The following is a 25,304-nucleotide window of genomic DNA, read 5'->3' on the forward strand; positions in this document are numbered from 1 at the left end:
TGTTTGATTTAAGAACATACTTAGGTCTCCGGCAGCGGCGGCTTTCAGCAAGAGCGAGCGCCATGCATTGCCGTTGGTTACGAACTTGTCAATCTCCGCACGATTGAGTGCATTTACACTTTGCGCGAGCGTGAAAAGGTCGGTCAGGCCGCTCTGGTAGCGGGCTTCTGCCTGGTTAAAAGCCGTCTTCGCGGCTGCGAGCTGTACGGGCGTGAGGCGTGCCTGCGCGAGCGAGAGCTGAAACTGCATTTCCGATTCGCGCGCCTGGCGGTCGAGTTGGAGTTGCTGGGTTTGATACAATGATTTGAATCGTTCTGCCTGGAATTGCTCGGCCCGGTAGTCGTTTCTGACTTTGAAAATGTTGGTCAGGTTCCAGCGTGTCGAAACGCCTACGAGGTAATTGTACACCTGATATTTGACTCCGCTTCCGAAATCGGTACGGAAGGAATCGTCCTTATTCGAAACCCCCGAGCCGCGCCCCCAACCTGCTCCTACCAGCGAAACGGATGGCAGGTACGACCGTTTTACAGCAAGGCTCCGAGCCACCGAGGCGTCAATCTGAGCTTGTGAAAACCTCAATGCAGGGTTTTTAAGAAATGACCCGGTTTCTCCCGGTACGACAGGTAGCTGGGAATAAAAACCCATCGTATCGACTTCGATGCTGTCGTGCAGCTCGCCGGTCAGCTCTGAAAATCGCAGGCGCTGTGCTTTTTCCGAACGTTGGCTTTCCAGTAACAGCAACTGTGCTTTGGCATATTCCGCAGCGGCCAGCGAGCTATCGACGCCCGGGCGCATGCCGGAAGTCACGGCGGCATCGGTGACGCGTTTGAAAACAGTTGCGCGTTGCAGGTTTTGCCGCTGGGCTTCTACCAGTTTCTGGTTGATCAAAAGCAGCAGATAAGCATCGATGATTTTGACCTGATGTTGAAAAAGCTCGTTCTCGTAGTCGGCCTGGGTACGGGCAAGGTCGGCTTTGGCGGCGTTTACGTTCGCATTGACCTTTCCGAAATTAAACACCTTCCAGTCGACCATGGCTGTGGTGAAGCTGCCGAATGTGGGCGTGTAAATATTTTCGGAGCGAATGCCGCCCGAAGGCGACAATGCGCTACCCTCGTTGGGCAGGAATGCACCGGCCACGCTGTTGCTTGTGGCATAGGTATATTGGTCCTGCACGATGAATGCGGGCAGGTAATCGGTTTTAACAGACTTTATGCGGCTTTCGGCGCTGTGTACTTCTGCTCTTTTGGCTTTCAGAAAGGGAAAATTGCCTTTGCCCTGTTCCAGCGCTTCGTGCAGTTTGATGTGCTGCGCGTTCGCCTGTATACCTGCGAAGGCAGCGAAAAGCAGCGCGAGCCAACGGTTTCTGATATTGAAGAACCGGAGCGTAAGTCTTTCCGGAGAATGCATGTTTCCCGGCGGAAAAATGCGTGGAAACGAATGATACTTGGAGTGCTTCATAATTCGGGTTAAAGAGATTTTTAGCCGAAATTAGAGCTCAATTCTGGAAACATTTGGGAAGCCTGGCCGTACAATGGACTGTTTATTACCGGATTATCCTTCCTAAATGTTTCCAACTTCCGGGTGTATTTTTGTAAAGTATCTTTTGAAAGAGAATGAAAATTTTAATTGTCGAGGACGAAAAAGGGCTTGCAGAAAGTATCACCGAATACCTTTCCCGGGAAGGGTTCGTTTGCGAAGTGGCCAACACTTTCTGGCAGGCCGATGAAAAGATCAGCCTATACCAGTACGATTGCACGATCGTAGACCTGACATTACCCGACGGCAACGGTTTCGATATCATCCAGACATTGAAAAAGATTGCCGCAGCCACGGGTATTATCATTATTTCTGCACGTAATACATTGGAAGACAAGCTGAAAGGACTCGAAATCGGGTCGGATGATTATATGACGAAGCCGTTTCATCTTTCCGAACTAAATGCCCGGGTGAAGTCGCTGATCCGGCGCAGGAATTTTGGGGGGAACAATGATATGACGTGGAAGGATATCAGAGTGAACCTCCCCGCACGGAAGGTTTTTATCAGGGATATTGAAACCGCATTGTCGCGCAAGGAATACGATCTGCTGCTTTATTTTCTTTCCAATATCGATGTGGCATTAACGAAGGAATCCATTGCCGAGCATCTCTGGGGCGATAATATGGATTCGGCCGATTCGCTGGATATGGTGTATTCGCATATCAAAAACCTCCGCCGGAAAATCGTGGAAAAAGGAGGAAAAGATTACATTCAATCGATTTACGGAATAGGTTACAAATTCACCGCGCCTTGAAACTGCTCGAAAAAGCCAGTCGCATTTACCTGCTCGCCTCGCTGCTGATTTACCTGGCGGTGGGGATCGCGTTTTTCTGGATCATCAAATTCATGATCTACGATGAAGTGGAAAGCCGGCTTATGGTTGAAAAGCAGGACTTTGAGACTTACATCCGCACAAATGATACTTGGAGCAATAATTCCTATTTTGTCGAGAATAAAATTGAAGTAGTACCGGTTTTTGGCAAAGTCGATAACAGGGTTACTTTTACCGACACGCTCATCCGCAATCGCTACGAGGAAAGTGCTGACCCGTTCCGGCAGCTTACATTTCATACATTGATCGGTGGCTCACCATACCGCGTCGCGATCAGAAAGTCGATGATCGAATCTTATAAGCTGATCGAGGCGATTTCCGTCGCAATGGTCGCCTTTCTGGGATTGCTTTTGGTCAGTACATTTCTCTTTCACCGGGTGTTGTCGGGCAAGCTATGGAAACCGTTTTATGATTCGCTGTCAAGAATTAAAGAGTTTGACTGGACGAAGAACAAGCCGCTGGAAACAGTACGGAGCGAAATCACGGAGTTCAATGAGCTGGGTGATGTGATGGAGAAAATGGCTTCGAAAATGCAGCACGATTACCGCAGCCTGCGTGAATTTACCGAAAATGCCTCCCACGAAATCCAGACACCTCTGGCGCTCATCAATGCGCGGGTAGAGCAGTTTATCCAGTCTAAGGATCTGGGCGAAACCCATACCTATTGGATCGAGGAGATCTACCACGCCGCGCGCCGCATGTCCCGACTGAACCAGGGCCTGCTGTTGTTGGCCAAAATTGAAAATCAGCAGTTTACAGAACAGGAAGAGATCGACCTCTCGGAACTTGCATTGAATAAGCTGAAAGATTTCGAAGATATTCTGCAACATAAGGAGATCATACTCAGCGTGCAGTCGACGGCGAGTTTCCGGAAGGTAATGTCACCCGCATTGGCGGAGATTTTGCTTACCAACCTGATTAATAATGCGGTGAGGCATAACTACACCGGCGGGGAGCTCAGGCTGGAATCCGGGAACGATTATGTACAGGTCAGCAATACCGGAAATCCGCTGAAAAGCGATCCTGAAAGGCTTTTTGAAAGATTTAAAAAGGAGTCTGCCGGAGCGGAATCGCTGGGGTTAGGGCTGGCGATTGTGAAGCAGATCTGTGATAGTTACGATTTGCAGATCTCGTACCACTATGATGAGCCGATGCATTTGATCCGCATTGCCGCGAAATAGCGCGAAGCTCCTGCTTCGCGCCTGCTATTCGCAGCTTAACTATTTGGCAACTTTCTGCAATTCAGCTTCCAAGGTTTTATTGTTAGGGAACTCCTGCGGAATCCACCGGTTCACGATCTTGCCAGTAGCATCGATCACCAGGAACGGGTAACGGATATCAATGCCGTATTTTTCCTTCAAAACCTCGATATTTTCATCCGAAGCCCAAAAATGCTTGGCTGTCGGCCTTGTTTTTACATATTTTTTCCAGGTCGAAAGTGGGATGCCCGTCGCGACGGAGATGTAGGCGAAGGTCACTTTGTCTGCATATTTATCTTCCAAAACTTTCAAACCCGGCTCGTGCTGGCCGATGCTGAATGAGAAGACCATCAAAACAGGCTTGCCTTGCAATGAGGACACGGTTACGGCCGTGCTGTCGGTATTGAGCAGGGTAATATCGGGAACAGCTGCGCCGGGTTGCAGGGATTCTTTGGTTTGGATCAGTTTAGAAATGTATTCCGAGTAAGGCGATTGCGGGAAGGTCGTTTTGTAATCCGCCAGCAGCGTTTTAGCCGTTTCAATACCGGGAATGGCCGTTGCGGCATAGTTGAGCCAGTAAGTAGCCAGGTACTCCTTCTGTTTGGGATAATCGGCCAATTTTTCCTTGCTGAATGTGTACACATCCTTCAAAGCCTCCGGACTGATCTCATAACGCGTTTCCGATTCCAGCGGGAATTTGCGGGTAGAGGGGATAAGCGCCCAGTTGCGGAGCTCGTCGCGGTAGGCCTGGCTGAGCAATGCGTCGTCGGGCTGGATTTTAAAGTCGGTCAATGTGAAATCTTCGAGTTCCTTCCGCTGCGTCGCATCGAGTTTGGCCACCCGGTTGCGGCGCATGATCTTTTCCTGAATAAGCTGGCGCGTCAGCGAGGGTTCGGTTGCCGTGGTAGCGAGTACATAAGATTCAAATGCTGGTACCACCGGGTTCGCCATTTTGAATTTTTCGAAAGCGTCAAGCCGCACCTTTTTCAGGCTGTCGCTTTGCTGAACTACGCTTTTGTTATCGATTTGGGAGGGTTTATAGCCAAAAACGGGCAGGTATTGGTATTGATTTTCAAGAAAGTAGTTCTTTAAAAATGTCTGATAACCTGCATTCTTGCCCGTGAAGGTAACATCCGCATTCTCCGCGACGTTGATCGTCAGGTCGTCGCCGGGTTGCAGAAAGACCATCCACGTTTTATTTACGCCGCCGCCGCTGTATTGCAGGCGCATCATTTTGGGCTCGCTGAGCTGGATCACGGCTTTTTCAGTGGTTTTATCTGCAAAGTTTATAGAAGCGACTGCGTCGAGCTTGGCGTCGGCTAGGCCCGTGCCCAGATTGGGGTGAAAATGTACATCTTCCAGCACCAGGGTAACGGTCACGGGCGCTTGTTTGGCCGCGGTGAGGGTTATATTAGCCGTATTTTGCGCGTAAGCAGCCCAGCTGAATGTGCAACTGAATAGTGTGAGGATCAGAATGTTTATGTGTTTCATCGTTTCGAAAGGGAAAACAGTTTTTTACCAGAACAGGAAGTGTAAAAATTGTGCCAATATACGTAACTCGGACCGGTATCTTTTCCGGCTGCTTATTGAGCGTTGTCCGGGAGTACATTAATGCAGTTTTTTCGACGCATTAATAGGCCAACTACCGTAAATTCGCTCTTTGATTATCGATTGTTCCCATGACCCGCGTTTCACAATTTCAGTTCAATACGCTCCGCGCCCGGTTCGAGGGTGAGCTGTATTTTGACAATTCCACCCTGCACACCGCCCAGCGCACTGTTTACGCTACCGATGCATCCGTTTATCAGGAAATGCCCGTTGCGGTGGCTTTGCCAAAAAACGTGGAGGACATCCGCGTGCTGATTGATTTTGCCAAAACCAACCAAGTGACATTGATTCCCCGGGCGGCAGGGACTTCCCTTGCCGGGCAGGTGGTAGGAAAGGGTATCGTGGTCGATATTTCAAAACATTTCAGGAAGATTATTGAAGTCAATGCAGAAGAAAAGTGGGTACGCGTGCAGCCGGGTGTGATCCGCGACGACCTGAACAAACACCTGGCACCCTACGGCCTGCTTTTTGGCCCCGAAACTTCCACGGCCAGCCGCGCGATGATCGGCGGGATGATCGGCAACAACTCCTGTGGGCTGCATTCGATCACATGGGGCGCCACGCGAGACCATTTGCTGGAAGTGAAAGTATTGCTTTCCGACGGTTCCGAGGCGGTATTCAACGAACAATCGATTGCGGATTTTACCACTGAAATCCGGGAAAAGCAGGTCAAAGGCCAGCGCTTGCAATCGATCCTGGCGGGAATGTTCGGGTTAATATCTAACCCTGTTGATCAGGATTTAATCAAAAAGCAATTTCCCAAGCCTACGGTCACACGCCGGAACTCGGGTTACGCGCTCGACGCGCTGGTAAGGAATTTCGAGAAAGGAAATATCAACCTCTGTAACCTCATTGCAGGCTCAGAAGGTACATTATGCTTTGTAACCGAAGCGAAAATCGCATTGGTGGACGCGCCTCCGGCTGCGGTGGGCGTCGTGTGTGTGCATACGGGCTCGCTCGCGGAAGCGCTGCACGCGAACCGGGTAGCGATGCTGCACGATCCGAAAGCCTCCGAACTGGTCGACAAATACATCATGGATTTTACCAAAAACCATAATGTATATTCCCAAAACCGGTTTTTCATGGAAGGCGACCCAGCCGCGATGCTGATGGTCGAGTTCTGGGGCCTTGCCAAAGAAGAAGTAGAGCAAAAAGCTTCCGCATTGATCCAACAACTGAAAGCTGAGAACCTCGGCTATGCCTATCCATTGCTATTTGGCGACGATGCCAACAAAGCCTGGGATATTCGGAAAGCCGGCCTCGGCCTGATCCGTAACCTGCCGGGCGATACACAGCCTGTGAACCTGATCGAGGATTGTGCCGTGGCAGTGGAAGACTTGCCTGCATACATTGAAGAGTTGGAGGTTTTATTGGAAAAACACGGCTTGCGCGCCTCGTACTATGCACATGCGGGTGCGGGAGAGCTGCACGTCGAGCCGATGATTAACCTCAAAACCAGTGAAGGGAAGCAGCAATTCCGCGCTGTGCTGGCCGATACGGCGGTACTGGTGAAGAAATACAACGGCGCATTGTCGGGGGAGCATGGCGACGGTCGGCTTCGCGGCGAGTTCATTCCTTTCATGATGGGCGAGGAAGTATACGAAATGTTCAGGCAGGTGAAGCGGATTTGGGACCCGGATGGCGTTTTCAATGCCAACAAAATCGTCGATACACCGCCGATGAACGAGTTTTTACGCTATGCACAGGACACGCCTAACCCGCAGATCGATACTATATTTGATTTTTCGCGTCAGGAAGGGATTCTCCGGCTGGCCGAGAAATGCAGCGGTTCGGGCGATTGCCGCAAAACCGAACTGACTGGCGGTACCATGTGCCCCAGCTACATGGCCACGCGCAGCGAGCGCGACACCACGCGTGCCCGTGCGAACATTTTGCGCCAGTACTTCACACCCGAAACCGCGCCGGCCACCAGCCAGGAAATGGTAAAGGAAGTGCTGGATCTTTGTCTTTCCTGTAAAGGCTGCAAATCCGAATGCCCTTCCAGTGTCGATATCGGTAAAATGAAGGCGGAATTCACGCAGCAATATTATGAGACACATGGCGTGCCAATGCGCAGCAAGCTGATCGCCAATTTTTCCAATCAAATGAAACTGGCTTCTATCGCTCCCTGGGCATTCAACGGGATATTCGGAACACCCGCATTGCGGAAAATGGCCAACAAAATGGTGGGTTTCCATCCCGACCGGTCGATGCCTAAGCTAGATAGCGAGACGTTAAAAGCCTGGTGGAAAAAGCATCAGCGGACGAAAGCCGCCGCACATCCCCATTCGCGGAGGGTATATTTGTTTTGTGATGAATTTACCAATTACAATGACGCCGAAGTTGGTAAAAAGGCAGTGCTTTTGCTTGAAAAACTGGGCTATGAGGTCATTATCCCCGAGCACGTGGAATCGGGACGTTCTTATTTATCCAAAGGATTTGTCAAAGAGGCGCAGAAATTGGCGGTCCGGAATGTGGATTTGCTGAAAGATAAAATCACTTACGACGCGCCGCTGGTGGGAATCGAGCCGTCGGCAATCCTTTCGTTCAGGGATGAATATGTGGACCTGGTAGGGGAGATTGAGCGAGAAAATGCACAGAAAATCGCCGGGAATGCATTGCTATTTGAGGAATTTATAGCTCGCGAGATCGATGAAAAACGCATTCAGAAAAGTGCTTTCATTGCTCAGAAACAGCTGATCAAGCTGCACGGGCATTGCCATCAGAAAGCGCTTTCGACATTAACGGCTTCTAAAAAGGCATTGCAATTGCCGGAGAACTATCACGTTCAGCTCATTCCGTCGGGCTGCTGCGGAATGGCGGGGTCGTTTGGATATGAAGAGGAGCATTTCGAAGTATCGATGCACATCGGCGAGTTGGTATTGTTCCCAACTGTCCGGCAGCAGCCCGAAGATGTGATCATCGCGGCCGCCGGGACAAGTTGTCGCCATCAGATTAAGGATGGTACCGGACGCAAAGCGATGCATCCGGTGGAAATTTTATATGATGCATTGATCAAATAACGCTTATTCGGTGCCGCGGACATGCTCATAAACGGTGTCGGGCCGCATTTGAGTACCTGCTGTATCGGATGCAACGCTGTCCACTGTCACCGTGCCCTGATCGGCCGGGTTATCGGCCTGGCCTGAGAAATTCCTGTCGTGGTTAAAGAAGCCGCCAAACCAGGCGATCAGCGAAAGAACGATACCGATGCCGACAATCCACTTCCAGACGTTCTTGACATTCTTGGTGGCTCTTGCTTCCTTATCTGTTTCTTGCCTGTTCATGGGTTTAATGATTTAGTTTGAAACAAACCCTTACCATTTCCATACCAGCGCAGATTCAGCACTTTTTGAGCGACTTTTCAAGCGAATTATATAACATTGTGTTGATAAAATTTCCCCAAACTAAGTAGCTGAATAAAAATGTAATATATCGGGGATGTTTGATGTTACCTTAGCGGAAAATTTCGTTTCACGTACTAGTTCTTCTCACAAACAGCCATATTAATGAAAATTAGCCAACGTTTCTCTATCACGCTTTTTGCACTTTTCCTATTTACGCAAGTCGGCGCCAAGGCGCAGAACGATAACCGGCATTTCCTTTCCGTTACTGCCGGATACAGCTTGCCGGTAGGGGAGCTTGCCAGGGAAAAACTCAATGACCCTTTTGCAGGTCTGACAGGCTCGGGTTATTATGGACAGGCCAGTTACGACTTTCGTATCGCACGCTGGTTTGGTTTGAAACTCTCGGGAAGTATGAATAAAAATACCACCCGCCCCCAGCCGATCGTTGACATTGCCGACCTCCGCGTGGAAGAAATCAAGGGATTTATCAATGAAACATCCTCGCACACCTGGGACACCCGCGTGTCGCGCTGGAAATTCAATGCGATCATGGCTGGACCGGCGATATTTCTCAATTTCAACAGGGTACAGATTGAGGGCCACGTGCAGGGCGGTTATGTGGAGGTTACATCGCCTACGGTGGATATGACGGGTACATTTCAATCCGGCGAAAACCAGATTTTAGTGCATTTAAGTCCGGCCTCCACGAGCGGTTTTGGCGTTGGCGCCGGAGCAAGTTTGCGTCTTCCTATTGCCGGGCCATTGTACTTCCACCTATCCGGCGATTTTCTTGCTACGGAAGCTGAGTTGAAGAATGTGGCGGTGAATGTACGCGTGGGTAGTTATCCCGAAGTAGGTATTCCTATTAATGAAAAGCGTTTTGTAGGGGTTGCGAATATCGGTGCGGGGTTAGGGATTTCGTTTTAATCAAATACAATACTCAAAGAAAACGGGCCGGATGCCGCACGCATCCGACCCGTTTTGCTTTTTTAACAGGGTTTGGGTATGCATTATTTTGCAAACCAAAGCTTCATTTTCATGTCATTCTTGCCTCCCTGGGCGGTGAGCGCCGCTGAGAAATTTTCGTAATTCAGCGATTCTTCCGAGTTCGGGTAGGGCAGCCGCGTTGGAATGACATTCTGGTTGGTATTCAATACAGGAGGTTTCAAATCGGGGATGCCTGTTCTGCGGAATTCAGTCCAGGCTTCGAGTCCCTGTCCGTACAATGCGATCCATTTTTGCTCGATAATCTGAGTGAAACCGGCTGCACCGGGCTTCAAGGCATTCGCGCTGAGGTATTCAGGGGTAACGGTCAATTTGTATTGGGCAAATGAGGCGGTAATCGCATCCGAGTAGTTCTTGGCTGCTTCGCCGGCGGCCGCTATTCCTTTGTAGGCAAACTCGCTTTTGAGGAACAACAACTCCGCATAGCTCATGATGACGCCCGGCGCTGTGGGGCCGGTAAAGTAACTTCCTACCCTAGAAGTACTGTCGAGGCCCAGTTTTCCTGCTTGTGAAGAGGAAAGTCCGTTGGGAACGCCCGTGTATTCGTCGCGCAATACTGGCTTGTTGGCGTAAATTGGCAGGCGTGCATCTTTCAAATCCTTCAATTTATTCACCAAAGTAGCGCTTACGCGGTGGTCGTCGCGGGTTTTGCGGTTCACGTTCACCGGGTTTTGGTTGTTGGTGGCATCTAGGTAATTGAGCTGAATGTTGTCGGCGACAGATGCGATCACGGGATATTTGGCAGGGTCGCTCAAAATCCGGGTGATTTCGGCCTTCACGTCGATGGGCGCGTCGGCTTTGTCAATCATGCGGCTTAGTACACGCAGACTCAGTGAATTGGCAAATTTTTTCCATTTGGCAAGGTCATTATTGAAGAGAATGTCGCCCGCTATCGCCATACTCTTGTCGGTCGTGTTGATAGACTCTCCCGCCGATTTAAGTTCGGCGACAATGCCCGCGTAAACGTCCTTTTGTTTGTCATATTTAGGCAAAAGGTTTCCTTCCAATCCCTGCAACGCATCGGTGTAAGGGATATCGCCATATACATCGCTGAGCAGCGTAAACGCCCATGATCGCAGTATCATTGCTACTGCCTGGTAATTGACGTTGCCTGTCTCCTTGCCGATTTTATAAATGCGTTGATAATCCGCGAGTGATTCCACATATAATCCCTGCCACGCGGCAGTATATACATCGCTTGAAACCGTGTATTGGTCAATGTCTGTGTACTGGATCCGGGCCCAATGCTGTGAATAGCCGTCGCCGATATCCATTCCCAGCGAGCCGCCCCAGTAAATATCGACGGCGCTTTGGATGCCGTGCGGCAGGAAAAGGTCTGCCGTACCGGTGGCCGCGCTGTTGTTGTTGGTATTAATGGTGTCGAAATCGCCGGTGCAGCTCGTTGCGCAGATAATAGGGAACGAAAGCAGCGTCGAAATGCCCAATGAATATATTTTCTTTTTCATCGTCTCGAAAAATTATCCTATAAGTTGAAACTGATATTAAAACCCATGGTTTTGGTGGTCGGGATCTGCCCATTTTCGATCCCTTGCAGGTTGCCATCGTTGTAATAGCTGGTTTCAGGGTCGATGTGCGGTAGGTTGCTCTTCAATAGGGCCAGGTTACGCCCGACGATGGAGATCGCGATGTCGCGGAATGGCAGCTTGTTAAATACCTTTCCGGAAATCATGTAAGTAAGCTTCACCTCCCGCAGTTTGATGTAGCTTGCATCGAAAATGGTGTTCTCGTTGTTGGTCAGCAGGTAATATTTATGATGGTACTCTTCCGACGAGATCCGCTTTTCGTTAGGCACATACTCGGGAGCGGCTGAGGTTCCGATATTCACCACGCCTTGTCCGACGACACCATCTTCGCGCCCGAAAGTGGTTTCTTTCAGCACGCCGGTATATCTGCCGATATTGATCGATTGCGAGAAAATGTCCCCACCCTGCTTCATATCGATGAGTGTGCTGAGCGAGAAGCCTTTGTAGGTAAATGTGTTGGAAATACCGCCGATCCAGTCGGGTGTAAAGCTGCCGAGTACCCGGCTCACTGGGTCGATCATCGGGTATCCCTGGCTATCGTACACGATCTGGCCGTCCGGCGCGCGCAGGAATCCTTTGCCAAAGAAGGTGCCGTAAGGCTGGCCCACGCGCGCTTCCACTGATAACCCTCTGAAATTGTTGCTCGATGTCGCCTGGGTCAATGCATTATAGCTGTTGTTCAGCTGATAGGTGGTAAGCCCGCCGTCCAGTGCCACCACTTTATTGTTGTTTTTAGCCCAGTTTACCCCGATGTCCCATGAAAACTTGTCGAGCTTCACAGGCGTGGCGGTCAGCTGGATTTCGATACCCGAGTTTTTGATCTTACCCGCATTCAGCAATTTGGACAAGAACCCGGTCGCATTGGAAATATTAACGTCCAGGATCTGATTCTTGGAAACCTTACTGTAGTAAGTGACGTCGAGGCCTACCCGGTTGTGCCAAAGCCTGATATCCGCACCAATTTCATAAGAGGAAGTGATTTCCGGTTTCAGGTTAGCATTCAGCATCGCATTGTTCTCCGACAGGCTCGGCGTACTTCCCCACGCGTTTTCGTATTTGTAAGTACTCACCAGGCGATAGGGATCGGTATCATTTCCCACCTGGGCAACGCCGGCGCGTATTTTTGCAAAGGACAAAAGCGATGATTTAATGTCGAACATATCCGTCACGATCGCGCTCACCGCTGCCGACGGGTAGAAATACGAGCGGTTATTGGACGGCAATGTGCTTGACCAGTCGTTTCGTGCGGTCAGATCAAGGAATAGGTAATTTCGGAAGCCGAGGTTAGCCGCTGCGTAAAGGCTGTTAACCGTCTTTTTGATATAACTGTTTTCACCAACGAGCTTCTGACGCGAGTTTCCGAAGTTGTAAACCCGGGGGATCGCCAGCTCGGTAGCGCCCATGTAGTTGCGTTGCGCGTAGTTGGTGCGGTGGTTTCCGCCAATATTGGCAGTAATGTCGAAATCGCCGAACTTATGGGTCGCATTGAGCAGGAAGTCGGAGTTGGACTCGCGGACGAAGATTTGCTCTTCATTGTATGCGTCGTAAAGTGCCGAGGTTCCGATAATAGCCTGCCGCGCGGCACTCTTTGTCTTGCGACGGTCTTCGTAGAAATCGGTACCGGTCCTGGCGGTCAATGAGAGCCAGCCGGTGAACTTGTAAGTTGCCGAGAAATTGCCGTAAAGCCGGTCCTTTTCGTTGGCCCGGGTGCTCTCGTTGAGCAGGTAATAGGGGTTTGTCCAGTAATTGTCGTTCCAGTTGTACTGGTAAATGCTCCCGGGTTTTTTATACGCTTTCAGCTTGTCCATATCAACCTGGCGACCGAACCAGATGAAATAGAGGCCGAAATTGTTACGGTTATCAGAGCCGTCCTTGATGTAATTTCCCGTTGCGCGGATACTCAGTTTGTTGGTGAGGTTCCAGCCGGCATTCAGTGAAACAGTTCTTCTTTTGTAGTTGGTGTTTGGTAAAATACCCGTTTGGTCCAGGTTTGTGAATGCGAGCCGGAAATCCGCTTTGTCGTTCGAACCTGTCACGGCAACGCTGTTGGTAAATGTTCTGCCGGTTTCAAAAAACTTGTCTACATTGTCCGGATGGGCAATCCAGGGTGTGGGAGTCCTTGTACCATCAGCCGCGATCGGCGAATCGAATTGTGCGATCAGACGGCCATCCAATCTCGGTCCCCAGCTTTCGTCCACACCGTCGCCCTTACCACCGCCTCTGCCATCCACATAAGTAAACTGACCCGCAGCGCCCTGGCCATATTCGTTTTGCCATTCAGGCAACCTGAACGGGCTTTCGAAGGCCGTATTGGAATTGACCGAAACACCGATCCCTTTCGTGCCCTTACCGCTTTTGGTGGTGATCAAAACAACGCCATTCGCCCCGCGGGAGCCGTAAAGCGCTGCTGCGCTTGGGCCTTTCAGCACGTTAATGGATTCCACATCGTCGGGGTTGATCGACGCCGCAGCATTACCATAATCGATCCCTGTTCCCGAGCCGAAGTTGCTGTTATCTACCGGCACGCCATCCACTACGAACAAGGGCTGGTTGTTGCTTCCGATGGAACTGGCACCGCGGATGATCATCCGGGACGACGAACCCGGCGCGCCATTGGAATTGGTTACCTGCACACCCGCCAGGCGACCGGAGAGTGAATTCACGAGGTTTGTCTCTCGGGCCTGCGTGAGGGTTTTGCCGCTCACTTCTTGTACGGAATAGCCTAATGCCTTTTTCTCTCGGGCAATACCGAGTGCCGTCACGACGATCTCGTTGAACTGCGTCGCGTCACTTTCGAGCATAATGTCGAAAACGGTCTTTGAGCCGACGGGAATCTCCATGGTTTTGTACCCGATAAACGAAACGACGAGGGTTGCATTAGCCGGCGCGCTGAGGGTAAAATCGCCGTTGGCGTCCGTGGTACTGCCACGACTCGTGCCCTTGATGAGGATGCTGGCACCGGGAAGGTACCCGTCCGCCGATTGCACTTTGCCTTTGATGCTCAGGTCTTGTGCAAAACCTGTTCTGGTGAGGGACAGCAAGAGCAATAAGAAGCCTAATGTAAAGACTTTCTTCATGATTGATTAGGTAATGGAGTGAAACAGTTAGGTAACTCTATTAAAACAGAAGAATCTTCTATTTTTAATTAATTTCAAAAAATATCTAATTGGGAAAAAATGTTTTAATGAAATATTCCTTGATAAATATGATTTTGTTTGAAATTTAATATTTTTAAAAGAGATGTTTATATGAAGTTACACTCACTGGCAACTTGCTGAGGGTGAGGGGTGCGGATTGTCTTCGTATTTCTCGGTCAGCTTAAATGCCGGGAGCCTGCTGCATTTAGGGGTATTATTGAAAGTAAGCGGCGATTGAATTGCTATATTTGCATTCTGTTCAAAATGAGCGGCCCTGTGCCGTTCACATTCGCATATTTCGAATATAGCTTTAAATGAAGGTTCTTAAATTTGGCGGCACCTCTGTCGGATCGGTCGACAGTATCAAAACGGTAATCAGTATCCTCGAAGAAAATCTGTCAAAAGGCGAACGCATTGCGGTCGTTTTTTCCGCTATGGGCGGGGTCACGAACAGGCTGATTGAGATCGGGAAAATGGCCGCTGCCGGCAATACGGAATATGTCGAGTTTTTGAAAGGGGTAGAAGAACGGCATTTTGCGGTCGTGCGTGGGCTGATCCCCGTGAAGAACCAGAGCAGCACATTTGCGGCCGTAAGAGGGCTTTTCAATGAATTGGAGGACATTCTCCGCGGCGTTTCCTGGATCAGGGAGCTGTCCGAACGCACGCTCGACCTCATTATGAGCTTCGGTGAACGGCTTTCCACGATGGTAATCGCCGAGATACTCAAAAGCAAAGGTGTCGCCGCAGAGTTCTGCGACGCGCGCCAGATCATCCGTACCAATGCTACCTATGGCATGGGCGATGTAAATTTTGAAACAACCAATCACCTGATATTAGAGCATTTCGCGAAAAGCACGGCGCTGCAATGCGTTACGGGCTTTATCGCATCGACTGCCGAAGGTGTTACGACGACGCTCGGCCGGGGAGGCTCCGACTATACTGCCTCTATCCTGGGTGCCGCGCTCGAAGCCGATTCGATCGAAATCTGGACGGATGTTGATGGTATGATGACCGCCGACCCGCGCAAGGTCGCGAATGCATTTACGATCCCGTCCATTTCGTACGCGGAAGCGATGGAACTGTCACATTTCGGCGCGAAAGTGATTTATCCGCCAAGCTTGCAGCCTGCATTTGCCAAGAATATTACTTTAAAAGTCCTAAATACATTCAATACCGGTTTCGAAGGGACATACGTCCAGAAATCCGCTAACGGTAAGGAATATGTGATCACGGGGATTTCGTCGATTGATGAAATTGCGCTGGTGAATATCCAGGGTAGCGGGATGATCGGCGTGGCGGGTATTTCCGGCCGTTTGTTCACAGCCCTTTCTAACAATGCGATCAGCGTGATCCTCATTTCGCAGGCATCTTCCGAGCATTCGATCTGTTTTTCCATAGACCCGAAAAACGCGCAGAAGGCAATCGATGTCCTCGAAAAAGAGTTCGCGACCGAGATTGGTCTGGGGCATATTGATGGCATTTCGGTAGAGAAAAACCTGTCGATCGTTGCGATTGTCGGCGAGGGAATGAAGAAGAACACCGGTATTTCCGGCAAGCTGTTCTCGGCCCTCGGGAAAAATGGTATCAATGTGGTGGCCACCGCGCAGGGCTCTTCCGAGCTCAATATTTCGGTGGTTATTTCAAAAAGCGACCTCTCGAAGGCATTGAACGCGATTCACGGGGTGTTCTTCCAATCGGAAACGCGCTCGCTGAACCTGTTTATCGTCGGCGTAGGGTTGATCGGCGGCACATTAATCGAGCAGATCCGCAACCAAACGCAGTATTTGCGCGAGGAAAAGTTGCTGAACCTGAATATCGCCGGTTTGTCCAATACAAAAAAAATGCTTCTCGACCCGGACGGTATCAAACCCGAAAACTGGCGCGACCGCGTGATGGATGAGGGCGTGAAAACGAGCCTGCCCGCGTTCGTGCAGCGCATGATCGAGCTCAACCTGCCGAACAGCGTTTTTGTGGATTGCACTTCTGATAAGGATATCGTACAATACTACCACATGCTGCTCGATGCGAGCATCAGCGTGGTAACGCCTAATAAAGTGGCCAACTCGGGCAGCTATTCTGAATACATTGCATTGCAGCGCACCGCATTGCAGCGCGGCGTGAAGTTCCTGTATGAAACGAATGTAGGCGCGGGGCTGCCCATTATTAATACCATTCAGGGCCTGATGGCCAGCGGGGACAAGTTCCTGAAAATCGAAGCGATCCTGTCGGGAACGCTATCCTATATATTCAACAATTTCGGCGGCGACAACCGTTTTGTCGATGTCGTGAAGGAAGCCAAAGCCAAAGGCTTCACGGAACCCGATCCGCGCGACGACCTCAGCGGGGCGGATGTAGGACGCAAAATCCTGATCCTTTCGCGGGAAGTAGGGGTAGCATTGGAGCCGGAAGAGGTAAAGATCTCGCAGATCCTTCCGGGAAATTGCCTTAATGCACCCACCGTGGATGCATTCTTCGGCGAGCTGGAAATTTCCAACGCCTATTTCGCCGATATGCAGGCAGCAGCCGAAGCCAAAGGCGAAAAACTACGCTACATCGCGACGCTCGAAAACGGCAAAGCCACGATCGAGCTCAAAACCGTCGACGCCTCGCATCCGTTTTACACGCTTTCGGGCAGCGACAACATCGTTTCCTTCACTACGGAACGTTACAAAGACCGCCCGCTCGTGATCAAAGGCCCGGGTGCGGGAGCAGAGGTGACAGCATCCGGCGTGTTCGCGGATATCATGAGTATCAGTAGCTATTTGGGATAGAAGAAGCTAAATTGCGATAGTTATTCTCAACCATTTGAGTGATGAGCAATAGGAAAGTCCCCGAATCGATAGCGGCATTGGCCAGGGAGTTTGCGGAAAAGGTTCGTGGACTCTATGGTGACCGGCTTGACAAGGTAGTCCTATTCGGTTCATACGCAAGGGGAGAGCAGCACGAAGAGTCGGATGTTGACTTTTTGGTGGTTTTGAATGACGAGAAAATAAATGCTTTTGCAGAAATAAGCCGAATGTCCGGCATCAGTGCCGAGCTTGGGTTGAAATTTAATTTCTGGATATCAACGGTTCCTATTTCGATAAACAGGCTGCTTCGAGGTGAGGTAGCTTTGGCTATTAATGTTCAAAAAGAAGGAATCGTTGTATGACAGAACTAACCGCAGGCCGGATTATGAAAAAGGCTGCGGATTGTTTGGAACACAGCAGAGAAGCATTTGATCGCAAATCATTTGAGGCGTGCATTAACAGAGCCTATTATGCCATGTTCCATTCCATCCACGCTTTGTTATTAGTATCGGGAGTTCAGACAAAAACACATGTCGGAACCCACAATAGGTTTAGAGACATATTTATCAAGACGGGTGTGATGGATATGTCCCTAAATATGAGACTGCAAAGAACATTCGAAAAAAGACAGTTTGGCGACTACGATTATGATGAGGTGGCGGAATCTGAGGCTTTGGAGTCTTTCGAGGATGCGACACATTTTTTCGAGGTAGTCGTTCGATATTTAAAGGAAAACAACCACATAAAGTGAATTCAGTAAAAGCTTTTGCGCCGGCGACAGTCGCTAATGTGTCGTGTGGGTTTGATATTTTCGGTTTTGCTATTCAGGAGCCGGGGGATACGGTTGAGGTACGCAGGCGCGACGAGCCTGGGATTGTGATCACGGAGATTACGGGTGATGAGGGCCGGTTACCACGGCAGGCAGAGAAGAATTCCGTGACGGTAGTCATGCTGGCTTTGCTGAAACACCTGGGAATCAACGACCTGGGCTGTGAGGTGGTTTTGAACAAAAATATGCCTTTGGGCAGCGGAATGGGTTCCAGCGCGGCGAGCGCGGTGGCTGGTGTGGTGGCGATGAATGAGTTGCTGGGTAACCCGTTAAGCCGCAAAGAATTGCTGCCATTCGCGATGGAAGGTGAGCGCATTGCATCGGGCTCGGCGCACGCTGACAATGTGGGGCCGTCGCTTTTGGGCGGTTTTGTTGTAATTCGTAGTTATAACCCGCTGGATATCTTCACGATCCCTGTTCCGGATGATCTTTATTGCACGCTCGTGCATCCCGATATCGAGATCAATACCAAAGATGCGCGCTTCATTCTGCGTAATGAGGTTTCCCTGAAAAATACCATTGCTCAAATGGGCAACGTGGCCGGTCTGGTGGCCGGGCTTATGAAAGCGGATTATGACCTGATCAGCCGTTCGATGGTGGATGTGATCATCGAGCCGGTCCGTTCGATCCTCATTCCTGAATTTAAGGAGGTGAAACAGGAGGCTATGTCGAATGGTGCCTTGGGGTGCAGTATTTCGGGATCAGGGCCGTCGATGTTTGCCCTCAGCCGGGGCATTGAAAACGCTCAGAATGCCGGTAATGCGATGCAAGCAAGGTTTGCCAGTGCGGGTATCGATTCGGCCGTGCACGTTTCGGCTATTAACCAGGGCGGGGCTGTAATTTTGTAGTATTGTGAAGAATGAGACGTTTTCTGCGGCTTGGTGAACTTTCAGGTTCTGTTAGAACGTTAGTTCGACAGGTAATAAAACATTAGAAAAATGGTTACGGTAAGCGATACAGCCAAAAATAAAATTGTAGAACTCCGCAAGGCCGATGGTTTTGAGGAAGATTATCAAATCCGCGTCGGTGTGCTTGGAGGCGGTTGTTCGGGTTTGACCTACAATCTGGAATTTAACTCCGAATCGAAACCGAACGATATGGTTTTCGAAGACAAGGGAGTGAAGATTATCGTAGACAAAAAGAGCCTGCTCTACCTAGCCGGAACGACACTTGATTTTTCCGACGGACTCAATGGAAAGGGCTTCCAGTTCATCAATCCCAACGCAACCCGCACCTGTGGATGCGGTGAGAGCTTCGCGGTATAATTAAATTATTAAAATATTTTATTTTGAAAAAACGCGCTCCGAAACCCGGAACGCGTTTTTTTTATCGTTTTGAATGGGTTTATTTTGAACCGTCTTTAACACACCACATTAAGGAACGTTTAAATCCATTTGAATGAAACCAACTCTTTTGATTTTGGCTGCCGGCATCGGTAGCAGGTACGGAGGTATCAAGCAGCTCGACCAGTTCGGTCCCAACGGAGAAACCATCATCGATTATTCTTTATACGACGCCATTCGCGCAGGTTTTGGAAAAGTAGTGTTTATAGTCCGCCAGGAGATCAAGGACAGCGCCGAAGCCATTTTCGCCCCTAAGTTGAAAGGTAAAATCGATTTCGACTTCGCTATACAGGGCGTACAGTCGTATGTACCTGAAGATCTCGGCACCGTCGAACGCACCAAGCCCTGGGGGACCGGCCACGCTACGCTTTGTGCCTGGGAGCAGACAGATACCCCTTTTGCCGTCATCAATGCCGACGATTTTTACGGGCGCGACGCATTCGAAACAATGGCCAAATTCCTGCAAACGGATACCAACGATAAGCAGCATGCGATGATCGGCTACGAGCTGAAACGCACGCTTTCCGAAAACGGCACTGTCTCGCGCGGCATATGCGTGGAGCGTGAGGACCATAACCTCGAATCGGTGGTTGAAAGAACCAAAATCTTTGAAGAAAACGGTACTATTTATTTCGAAGAAGGCGAAACGCGCACCGAACTCGCTCCTGAAACACCCGTTTCGATGAACTTCTGGGGCTTCAAACCATCGATGTTCCCGATCACCAAAGACCTTTTCGAAAAATACGCCCGCGAAAATATAAACACGCCGAAAGCAGAATTCTACATCCCGACCGTGATGACGCATATCATCAAAAGCGGGCTGGGCGATTGCCGGGTATTCCGTATTGCTTCGGACTGGTTCGGGGTTACTTATCCGGAAGACAAACCATCGGTACAAGCATCGCTGAATGCATTGCATGAGGCAGGGGTTTATCCCGGGAAGTTGTGGGATTGACAAAAAATAAAAAGGCGTTCACGAACCACTCGCGAACGCCTTTTGCATTACCGCTAAACCTTATTTGTACTCATGGAATTCTCACATTCATCGGCGGATGAGGATTTTGCGGGTGGTATGCGAGCCGTCAGTTTTGGTAATGGTCAGGAAATAGGTCCCCTGGGAGAGTTTGCTCACATCAACCCATGACCTGAACCCGCTTGCTTGATATACTACCGATCCGCTAGCCGTGTGGATTCTCAGACTTTCTACCTGGTCTTTATCTTTCAAATCAATGTCCAATCGATCGGCGACCGGGTTAGGGTATACGGTAACCGGTTCAGATCTTGCCTCGCTTTTCATCTGGGTATTTTCCGGCTGCATGTTTCCCAAAAGGCGTTCCTGTGTTTCCTCTGGCACCGGAGAAGCGCTATTTCCCATCAGGTAAGCCGGTAAATAACGCCACGGACCATACGACTGCCCGGTTAGCGCCAATACCGGATCATATTTGACCCGTACCCGCACTTTCGTCTCCGCTCCCTGCTTATCGATTACATTTTTCAGTTCGAACCCTGTTGTACCGAGATTGGAATATGCATTTTGTGAGCCGGTGGATTGTGTGCTGTTGGTAATGCGGTTGTTGCTGCCTTTTGAAAATCCCTGGTTCACCGGTTTTGTTTCCCAAACCAGTTTGCCTTTGTTTCTGCCCTGGAATGATTTAGCGAAAATGCTTGCGCCGAAGTTGGGTTGAGGGAATTGGGTATGGTTGATGGGAGTAGTGAGGTCGGAGTTGTAGAGGCGGAGGTTGTTGCGGACGCCTAATGCGCTGTTGCCGTAATAGATGAATGCTTTCCCTTCATTGTATTGGCCATTGTCATATTGATGGGCACTCAAGATTATATCGCTGAAACCGTCTCCATTTATATCTCCTGCACCTGCCACATCATTCCCTAAAAATGCACTTGCCTGATTGCTTTGTAGCAGAATATTAGAACTACTAATAAGTCCGTTAGGGGAACCGAGAAATAAGTAACCCGCTCCTTCGTTGTCCTGACCATTTGAGTAGCCATAACTTCCGACAACTAAATCACTAAATCCGTCGCCATTTACATCGCCTGCAGATGAAACTCTACCAAAATACCCATCATGAATGTTACCTTCTATAATTAGTGGCTTTATGTTTATCCCATTACCTGAACCGTAATAGACAAAAATAGCCCCTTCCGAATTTTCGGGATTTGAATACGCGGTAGCGCCGACGGCAATATCATTGAAACCATCACCATTGAAATCGCCGGTAGCGATCTTATTGCCCATTTGCGCCCCCATTACGTTGCTTTGCACAATTGTGAGGTTTAAGGGGGTTACACCGGTTTGAGACCCATAGTAAACATATGCTGCACCCTCGTAGTATTCCCCGTCTGCAAAAAATGTACATCCCACCAGAACATCACTGTAACTGTCGCCGTTAATGTCTGCGCCGGAAACCGAGAACCCAAAATATAAATTATCCAATTGACCATTGAGTATTGTTCCATTGGGGATTAATCCGTTAGCCGAGCCGTAATAGATCCAGACTCTGCCTTCATCAGAATACTCCCAATTACTAAGATCGTAGCCAGATTCTCCAACGATGATGTCGCTATATCCGTCGGCATTCACATCACCTGCCGATGCAACGGAAAAGCCCAGCAATGCCCCGGCCTGGTCCGATTCCAGCAGGGCGTTGGCATTGCCCGGATTACCGTTGACAATGATTGGATCGATGGTGACGGGGTAGGCGGCGTTGCGGACATCGACAGTGATTAGAATTTGCTGTTGCTTGCCGGTTAGCCGGGCTGTTAATGGCCGGTTGTGTGCGTCCCAGCATTTCAAGTCACGATAGATGAGGCCGGGATACGTTTTGTTATTTTCAGTTAAAAACAACAATTCATTCTCACCGCCATCCTGAATATGTACACCTCGGGCGGTCAGGGCGACTTCCAATTCGCTTGTTCCCGCAGGGGTCTGTTCGACGATGAAATTTTGTCTTACACCCTCCTCATTGTTGATAAACTCTTCCGAGAATTTCGAGTGGCGGATGAGCAACCTGTTACCCAATATCTCAGGTTCTGCCCAGGGGTTGGGCTGCCCGATCAACTGACCATCGGCGCGGATTCCCTGATTGTGCAATGAAAGTGAAAAATGCCCATCGGAAGAATTTGTGCGGTTTTGAACGGTCAGCAGTCCCGGCCGGTAATAGGCGCGGAGATTGTGCTTTCGGTTGGGACTTTGCAAAAGCTGCCTGGCTTTGTCCATCGAAATGTGGTATTCACGGGCGGCAATGGTCTCCGCGAAGCCGGGCAGAAGATCGTTGCCGCCGCGTTTGCCAGGGTCGGCAGGCCTGATAATGGAAGCGTCCGGCGCGGGTTTATGAAAAGGATTTGGGAAAAAACAGGTGTAACAGGCGTACACGAAGAGGGTAATGACGGATGTCGCGATGGACAAGGGCAGGAGGTGTTTTTTCATCGATCAGAAGGAGTTTAAGGTGAAGTGCTGGCGACCGGCGATCGGTCTGCGACCAATTTTGCAGCTTCCGTAAATTCCTTACTAATCCGATGATCAAAAGAGGGTAGTGATTACCAAACGGCTTTTCACAAAAAGAGCCCCGGAATTAGTTTCCGGGGCTGGATCATATGATTTGGCACTCTTTAATGTTGGCGGCTGAATTACTTCTGTACCAGCGCTTCGAGCATTTTTTCGGCCAGGAATTGGTTGCCGGCCTCGGTCAAATGCACGCGGTCCGTGGTGAGGATGCCTTTTTCCTTGTTTTCGGGATTATTGTTGGCAAGGTAATCAAGGAAGTGCTTGCGCAGATCGAGCAGTTGCAGGTTGTTTCGGGTCGCTATCTCGCGGATCAGCTTGGAATACTGGTTCAGATCGCCGTCCTGCTGGTTGGAGTTATCATTGCGCTCACCGATGACGGTAGGCGTGCACACGATTACACGGATATTCTGCGCTTTCAGCTTTTTGATCAAAGCCTCATAGAATTTCACATATTTATCGGGATCAGTACCGGTTCCGGACGACGCCTTGTGCCATACATCGTTGATACCCACGTAAATAAATACAACATCCGGCTTTTTGGCCAGCACATCGTCTTCCAGCCTTAAATAGAGGTCATATACCTTGTTCCCGCCAATTCCTGCACCGATCAGTTCGTACTGGCTATCCTGGCCTTTCGCTTTCAGCATTTCGCCGACTTTGGTAATGTAACCCGTAGGACTTACTCCCGCCTGTGTAATGGAATCGCCGAAGAAAACGACGCGTACCGGTTTGTCCTGGCGAAAAGCAAGCAATGGCAGCGCTAAAAATACAATCTGTAATAGTTTGAAAAATACCCGCATGGTTGAGTGTTAAGAATGATTTTTGGGAAAAAGACTGGTTGTTGTTAAAGTTACCCTTATGCACTGTGCGCTGGCAGGCGACTATGGTTTAGGGACTACGGTCGGTTGGCGGAAGATCGTTCATTCCGGGTTTAATAATTCGGAAATCGGCATTGTCGGTGGTGTAATGCATTGTAAATGTACTGCCAGGCTGCATTTGTGCCTCGAAGTGAGCCGGTATTGTGAGCTGCCTGATTTTGCCGTCGATCCAGGCATGGACCGAAAGTGTGTCGCCTTGCCGCTCGCAGGTTAGCACTTCGCCGTAGATCAGCACCGGGCCGGGTTGTGATGCTTGGTTTAAATAGAGTTCGGAAGGTGTTCCGAACCGGATCAGTTTGCCGGTTTCTATTAATCCTACACGGTCGGCGAGGCGGAATATTTCGGCCATGTCGTGGGTGACGAGAATTGCCGAAAAATTATGCTGCCGGTGCAGTGTGAGGAGTAAATCCTGCAATTGGAGGCGCATTTCCGGGTCGAGGGCGGCGAACGGCTCGTCCATCAGGAGTAAGTCTGGCTTGCGTACGAGCGCACGTGCGAGCGCGACGCGCTGCTGCTGCCCGCCCGATAAATGAGTCGGTTTGCGATCGGCCAGTTGCGTCAGCCCTGTGGCTTGCAGTAGTTCATCGACAATTTCCGGCGGTTGGTTTTCACCGAGCGCAAAACTCAGATTTTTCCTGACGGTCATGTGCGGGAACAATGCGTAGTCCTGGAAAACAAAGCCGATGTGCCGCTTTTGCGCGGGTATATGCACACGCGAGGCAGTGTCGAGCCAAACATCACTTTGAAACGCAATGCGGCCGGAATTCGGATGGATTAGTCCGGCTATGAGCCTGAGCAAGGTAGTTTTTCCCGCGCCGGAAGGCCCCGTCAATGCCATAATGCCGCCTCTCGCAAGCGAAAAATCGACTTCCATGGGCAGAATGCCATGCGCGGTGTGCAAAGTATGCCGGATATGGACTTCAAGCTGGCTGTCGGACACGGAGCAGGCGGTTGTTAATGGAGTAGACCAGCAGCAAAATAATGAAAGTGATGGCAAAAAGCACCATCGCATAAGCATTGGCAGCCGGGTAATTCAGCGATTCTACCTCATTGTAAATGGCTACGGAAGCCACTTTGGTCACGCCGGGGATATTGCCGCCGATCATCAGCACCACACCAAATTCGCCCACGGTATGCGCGAATGTGAGTACAAATGCCGTGAGTATGGCCGGTTTACAGTTCGGCAGGAGCACCTGCACGAATGTCTGCCATTCACTTTTCCCAAGCGTGTAGGAGGCCTCCCGTAACGACGACGGCAGTGATTGCAGGCCTGCGCGGATCGGGTAGATCATAAATGGCAGGCTGTATAAAATAGAGGCGATGACCAGTCCGGGAAACGAAAAAACGAGCCTTAACCCGAATATTTCTTCAATCCAGGCCCCAAACCAATGCGACGGGCTGAACGCCAGCAACAAATAGAAGCCTATGACCGACGGCGGCAGCACCAGCGGCATGCCGATCAGCGCTTCCACGACGCCCCGGCCTTTGAACTTCCCGAAAACCAGCCAGTAGGCGATCGGCAATGCGATCACGAGCAGCAAGACCGAGGTGATGCTGGCGAGTTTTAAAGTTAGTAGGATAGGTTGGGCGTTCAATTTAATTTTGAATGATTGACCGGGTCGCCGGTGCGATGATTGAATGATTGAATGATTGAATAAGTGAATGAGTGAATTTGTCGTCAGGTGTTGTCAGGTATTGTCAAGTGTTGTCATGTGTTGTCAAGTATTGTCATGTGC

General features: G+C 50.0%; 19 protein-coding genes. 10 read left to right on the forward strand and 9 right to left on the reverse strand.

Features of this window, described 5'->3' with window-relative positions:
- Positions 1-1,458 (reverse strand): TolC family protein (locus tag AAHB90_RS29665; protein ID WP_342088934.1); only part of this gene is annotated, 1,458 nt, incomplete at its 3' end.
- 155 nt (positions 1,459-1,613) lie between these two features.
- On the opposite strand from AAHB90_RS29665, the gene AAHB90_RS29670 reads away from it, so the two are divergent.
- Complete coding sequence (locus AAHB90_RS29670; RefSeq protein WP_342088935.1) at positions 1,614-2,291, forward strand: response regulator transcription factor; 678 nt, start codon at positions 1,614-1,616, stop codon at positions 2,289-2,291.
- Positions 2,288-3,550, forward strand: a complete 1,263-nt coding sequence (locus tag AAHB90_RS29675; RefSeq protein WP_342088936.1) for a sensor histidine kinase — start codon at positions 2,288-2,290, stop codon at positions 3,548-3,550. Before AAHB90_RS29670 ends, AAHB90_RS29675 begins: the two co-directional genes overlap by 4 nt.
- Positions 3,551-3,589: 39 nt before the next feature.
- On the opposite strand, the gene AAHB90_RS29680 is transcribed toward AAHB90_RS29675, so the two are convergent.
- Positions 3,590-5,059: a TlpA family protein disulfide reductase gene (locus AAHB90_RS29680; RefSeq protein WP_342088937.1), complete on the reverse strand. Its 1,470-nt coding sequence runs from the start codon at positions 5,057-5,059 to the stop codon at positions 3,590-3,592.
- Between the two features lie 188 nt (positions 5,060-5,247).
- Here AAHB90_RS29680 and AAHB90_RS29685 point away from each other — a divergent pair, with 188 nt between their 5' ends.
- A complete protein-coding gene (locus AAHB90_RS29685) occupies positions 5,248-8,199 on the forward strand; it encodes an FAD-linked oxidase C-terminal domain-containing protein (RefSeq protein WP_342088939.1) in 2,952 nt (983 codons plus the stop codon).
- 3 nt (positions 8,200-8,202) lie between these two features.
- On the opposite strand, the gene AAHB90_RS29690 is transcribed toward AAHB90_RS29685, so the two are convergent.
- A complete protein-coding gene (locus AAHB90_RS29690) occupies positions 8,203-8,463 on the reverse strand; it encodes a hypothetical protein (RefSeq protein ID WP_342088940.1) in 261 nt (86 codons plus the stop codon).
- Positions 8,464-8,685: 222 nt separating this feature from the next.
- Here AAHB90_RS29690 and AAHB90_RS29695 point away from each other — a divergent pair, with 222 nt between their 5' ends.
- Positions 8,686-9,450, forward strand: a complete 765-nt coding sequence (locus tag AAHB90_RS29695) for a hypothetical protein (RefSeq protein WP_342088941.1) — start codon at positions 8,686-8,688, stop codon at positions 9,448-9,450.
- Positions 9,451-9,533: 83 nt separating this feature from the next.
- On the opposite strand, the gene AAHB90_RS29700 is transcribed toward AAHB90_RS29695, so the two are convergent.
- Both AAHB90_RS29700 and AAHB90_RS29705 read right to left on the reverse strand, forming a co-directional pair.
- Entirely contained in the window at positions 9,534-10,994 is a 1,461-nt protein-coding gene (locus AAHB90_RS29700; protein ID WP_342088942.1) for a SusD/RagB family nutrient-binding outer membrane lipoprotein, read from the reverse strand.
- Between the two features lie 17 nt (positions 10,995-11,011).
- A complete protein-coding gene (locus AAHB90_RS29705; RefSeq protein WP_342088943.1) occupies positions 11,012-14,149 on the reverse strand; it encodes a SusC/RagA family TonB-linked outer membrane protein in 3,138 nt (1,045 codons plus the stop codon).
- Positions 14,150-14,523: 374 nt separating this feature from the next.
- Between AAHB90_RS29705 and thrA the strand changes: the two genes are divergently transcribed.
- From thrA to AAHB90_RS29735, 6 genes are all read left to right on the forward strand, one after another.
- Complete coding sequence (thrA, locus tag AAHB90_RS29710; protein ID WP_342088944.1) at positions 14,524-16,980, forward strand: bifunctional aspartate kinase/homoserine dehydrogenase I; 2,457 nt, start codon at positions 14,524-14,526, stop codon at positions 16,978-16,980.
- A gap of 41 nt (positions 16,981-17,021) precedes the next feature.
- Positions 17,022-17,360 (forward strand): nucleotidyltransferase domain-containing protein, encoded by a 339-nt coding sequence (locus AAHB90_RS29715; RefSeq protein ID WP_342088945.1) that lies wholly within the window; start codon positions 17,022-17,024, stop codon positions 17,358-17,360.
- Positions 17,357-17,749 carry a HEPN domain-containing protein gene (locus AAHB90_RS29720; RefSeq protein WP_342088946.1) on the forward strand — a complete coding sequence of 131 codons (393 nt, stop codon included), beginning with the start codon at positions 17,357-17,359 and terminating at the stop codon, positions 17,747-17,749. Before AAHB90_RS29715 ends, AAHB90_RS29720 begins: the two co-directional genes overlap by 4 nt.
- Entirely contained in the window at positions 17,746-18,675 is a 930-nt protein-coding gene (locus tag AAHB90_RS29725) for a homoserine kinase (protein WP_342088947.1), read from the forward strand. The genes AAHB90_RS29720 and AAHB90_RS29725 overlap by 4 nt, the downstream gene beginning before the upstream one ends.
- Positions 18,676-18,765: 90 nt before the next feature.
- Complete coding sequence (locus AAHB90_RS29730) at positions 18,766-19,092, forward strand: HesB/IscA family protein (protein WP_295934580.1); 327 nt, start codon at positions 18,766-18,768, stop codon at positions 19,090-19,092.
- A gap of 133 nt (positions 19,093-19,225) precedes the next feature.
- A complete protein-coding gene (locus tag AAHB90_RS29735) occupies positions 19,226-20,125 on the forward strand; it encodes a nucleotidyltransferase family protein (protein ID WP_342088948.1) in 900 nt (299 codons plus the stop codon).
- Between the two features lie 87 nt (positions 20,126-20,212).
- Here the strand turns inward: AAHB90_RS29735 and AAHB90_RS29740 are convergent, their stop codons facing one another.
- The 4 genes from AAHB90_RS29740 to modB all read right to left on the reverse strand — a co-directional run bounded on the left by AAHB90_RS29740 (position 20,213) and on the right by modB (position 25,163).
- Positions 20,213-22,612 (reverse strand): FG-GAP-like repeat-containing protein, encoded by a 2,400-nt coding sequence (locus AAHB90_RS29740; protein ID WP_342088949.1) that lies wholly within the window; start codon positions 22,610-22,612, stop codon positions 20,213-20,215.
- Between the two features lie 200 nt (positions 22,613-22,812).
- A complete protein-coding gene (locus tag AAHB90_RS29745) occupies positions 22,813-23,490 on the reverse strand; it encodes an SGNH/GDSL hydrolase family protein (protein ID WP_342088950.1) in 678 nt (225 codons plus the stop codon).
- A gap of 88 nt (positions 23,491-23,578) precedes the next feature.
- Positions 23,579-24,508, reverse strand: a complete 930-nt coding sequence (locus AAHB90_RS29750; protein WP_342088952.1) for an ABC transporter ATP-binding protein — start codon at positions 24,506-24,508, stop codon at positions 23,579-23,581.
- Positions 24,489-25,163, reverse strand: a complete 675-nt coding sequence (gene modB / locus AAHB90_RS29755) for a molybdate ABC transporter permease subunit (RefSeq protein ID WP_342088953.1) — start codon at positions 25,161-25,163, stop codon at positions 24,489-24,491. Before modB ends, AAHB90_RS29750 begins: the two co-directional genes overlap by 20 nt.
- Between the last annotated feature and the right edge of the window lie 141 nt (positions 25,164-25,304).

This window comes from Dyadobacter sp. OTU695 (genome assembly GCF_038440355.1).
Lineage (GTDB): Bacteria > Bacteroidota > Bacteroidia > Cytophagales > Spirosomataceae > Dyadobacter.

What these genes read in the sequence shown, in the direction of transcription:
- AAHB90_RS29685 (WP_342088939.1), top strand. Translation starts at nt 5,248, where the DNA reads ATGACCCGCGTTTCACAATTTCAGTTCAATACGCTCCGCGCCCGGTTC.
- AAHB90_RS29720 (WP_342088946.1), top strand. Translation starts at nt 17,357, where the DNA reads ATGACAGAACTAACCGCAGGCCGGATTATGAAAAAGGCTGCGGATTGT.
- thrA (WP_342088944.1), top strand. Translation starts at nt 14,524, where the DNA reads ATGAAGGTTCTTAAATTTGGCGGCACCTCTGTCGGATCGGTCGACAGT.
- AAHB90_RS29730 (WP_295934580.1), top strand. Translation starts at nt 18,766, where the DNA reads ATGGTTACGGTAAGCGATACAGCCAAAAATAAAATTGTAGAACTCCGC.
- AAHB90_RS29680 (WP_342088937.1), bottom strand. Translation starts at nt 5,059, where the DNA reads ATGAAACACATAAACATTCTGATCCTCACACTATTCAGTTGCACATTC.
- AAHB90_RS29695 (WP_342088941.1), top strand. Translation starts at nt 8,686, where the DNA reads ATGAAAATTAGCCAACGTTTCTCTATCACGCTTTTTGCACTTTTCCTA.
- AAHB90_RS29700 (WP_342088942.1), bottom strand. Translation starts at nt 10,994, where the DNA reads ATGAAAAAGAAAATATATTCATTGGGCATTTCGACGCTGCTTTCGTTC.
- AAHB90_RS29705 (WP_342088943.1), bottom strand. Translation starts at nt 14,149, where the DNA reads ATGAAGAAAGTCTTTACATTAGGCTTCTTATTGCTCTTGCTGTCCCTC.
- AAHB90_RS29735 (WP_342088948.1), top strand. Translation starts at nt 19,226, where the DNA reads ATGAAACCAACTCTTTTGATTTTGGCTGCCGGCATCGGTAGCAGGTAC.
- AAHB90_RS29745 (WP_342088950.1), bottom strand. Translation starts at nt 23,490, where the DNA reads ATGCGGGTATTTTTCAAACTATTACAGATTGTATTTTTAGCGCTGCCA.
- AAHB90_RS29740 (WP_342088949.1), bottom strand. Translation starts at nt 22,612, where the DNA reads ATGAAAAAACACCTCCTGCCCTTGTCCATCGCGACATCCGTCATTACC.
- AAHB90_RS29670 (WP_342088935.1), top strand. Translation starts at nt 1,614, where the DNA reads ATGAAAATTTTAATTGTCGAGGACGAAAAAGGGCTTGCAGAAAGTATC.
- AAHB90_RS29690 (WP_342088940.1), bottom strand. Translation starts at nt 8,463, where the DNA reads ATGAACAGGCAAGAAACAGATAAGGAAGCAAGAGCCACCAAGAATGTC.
- AAHB90_RS29715 (WP_342088945.1), top strand. Translation starts at nt 17,022, where the DNA reads ATGAGCAATAGGAAAGTCCCCGAATCGATAGCGGCATTGGCCAGGGAG.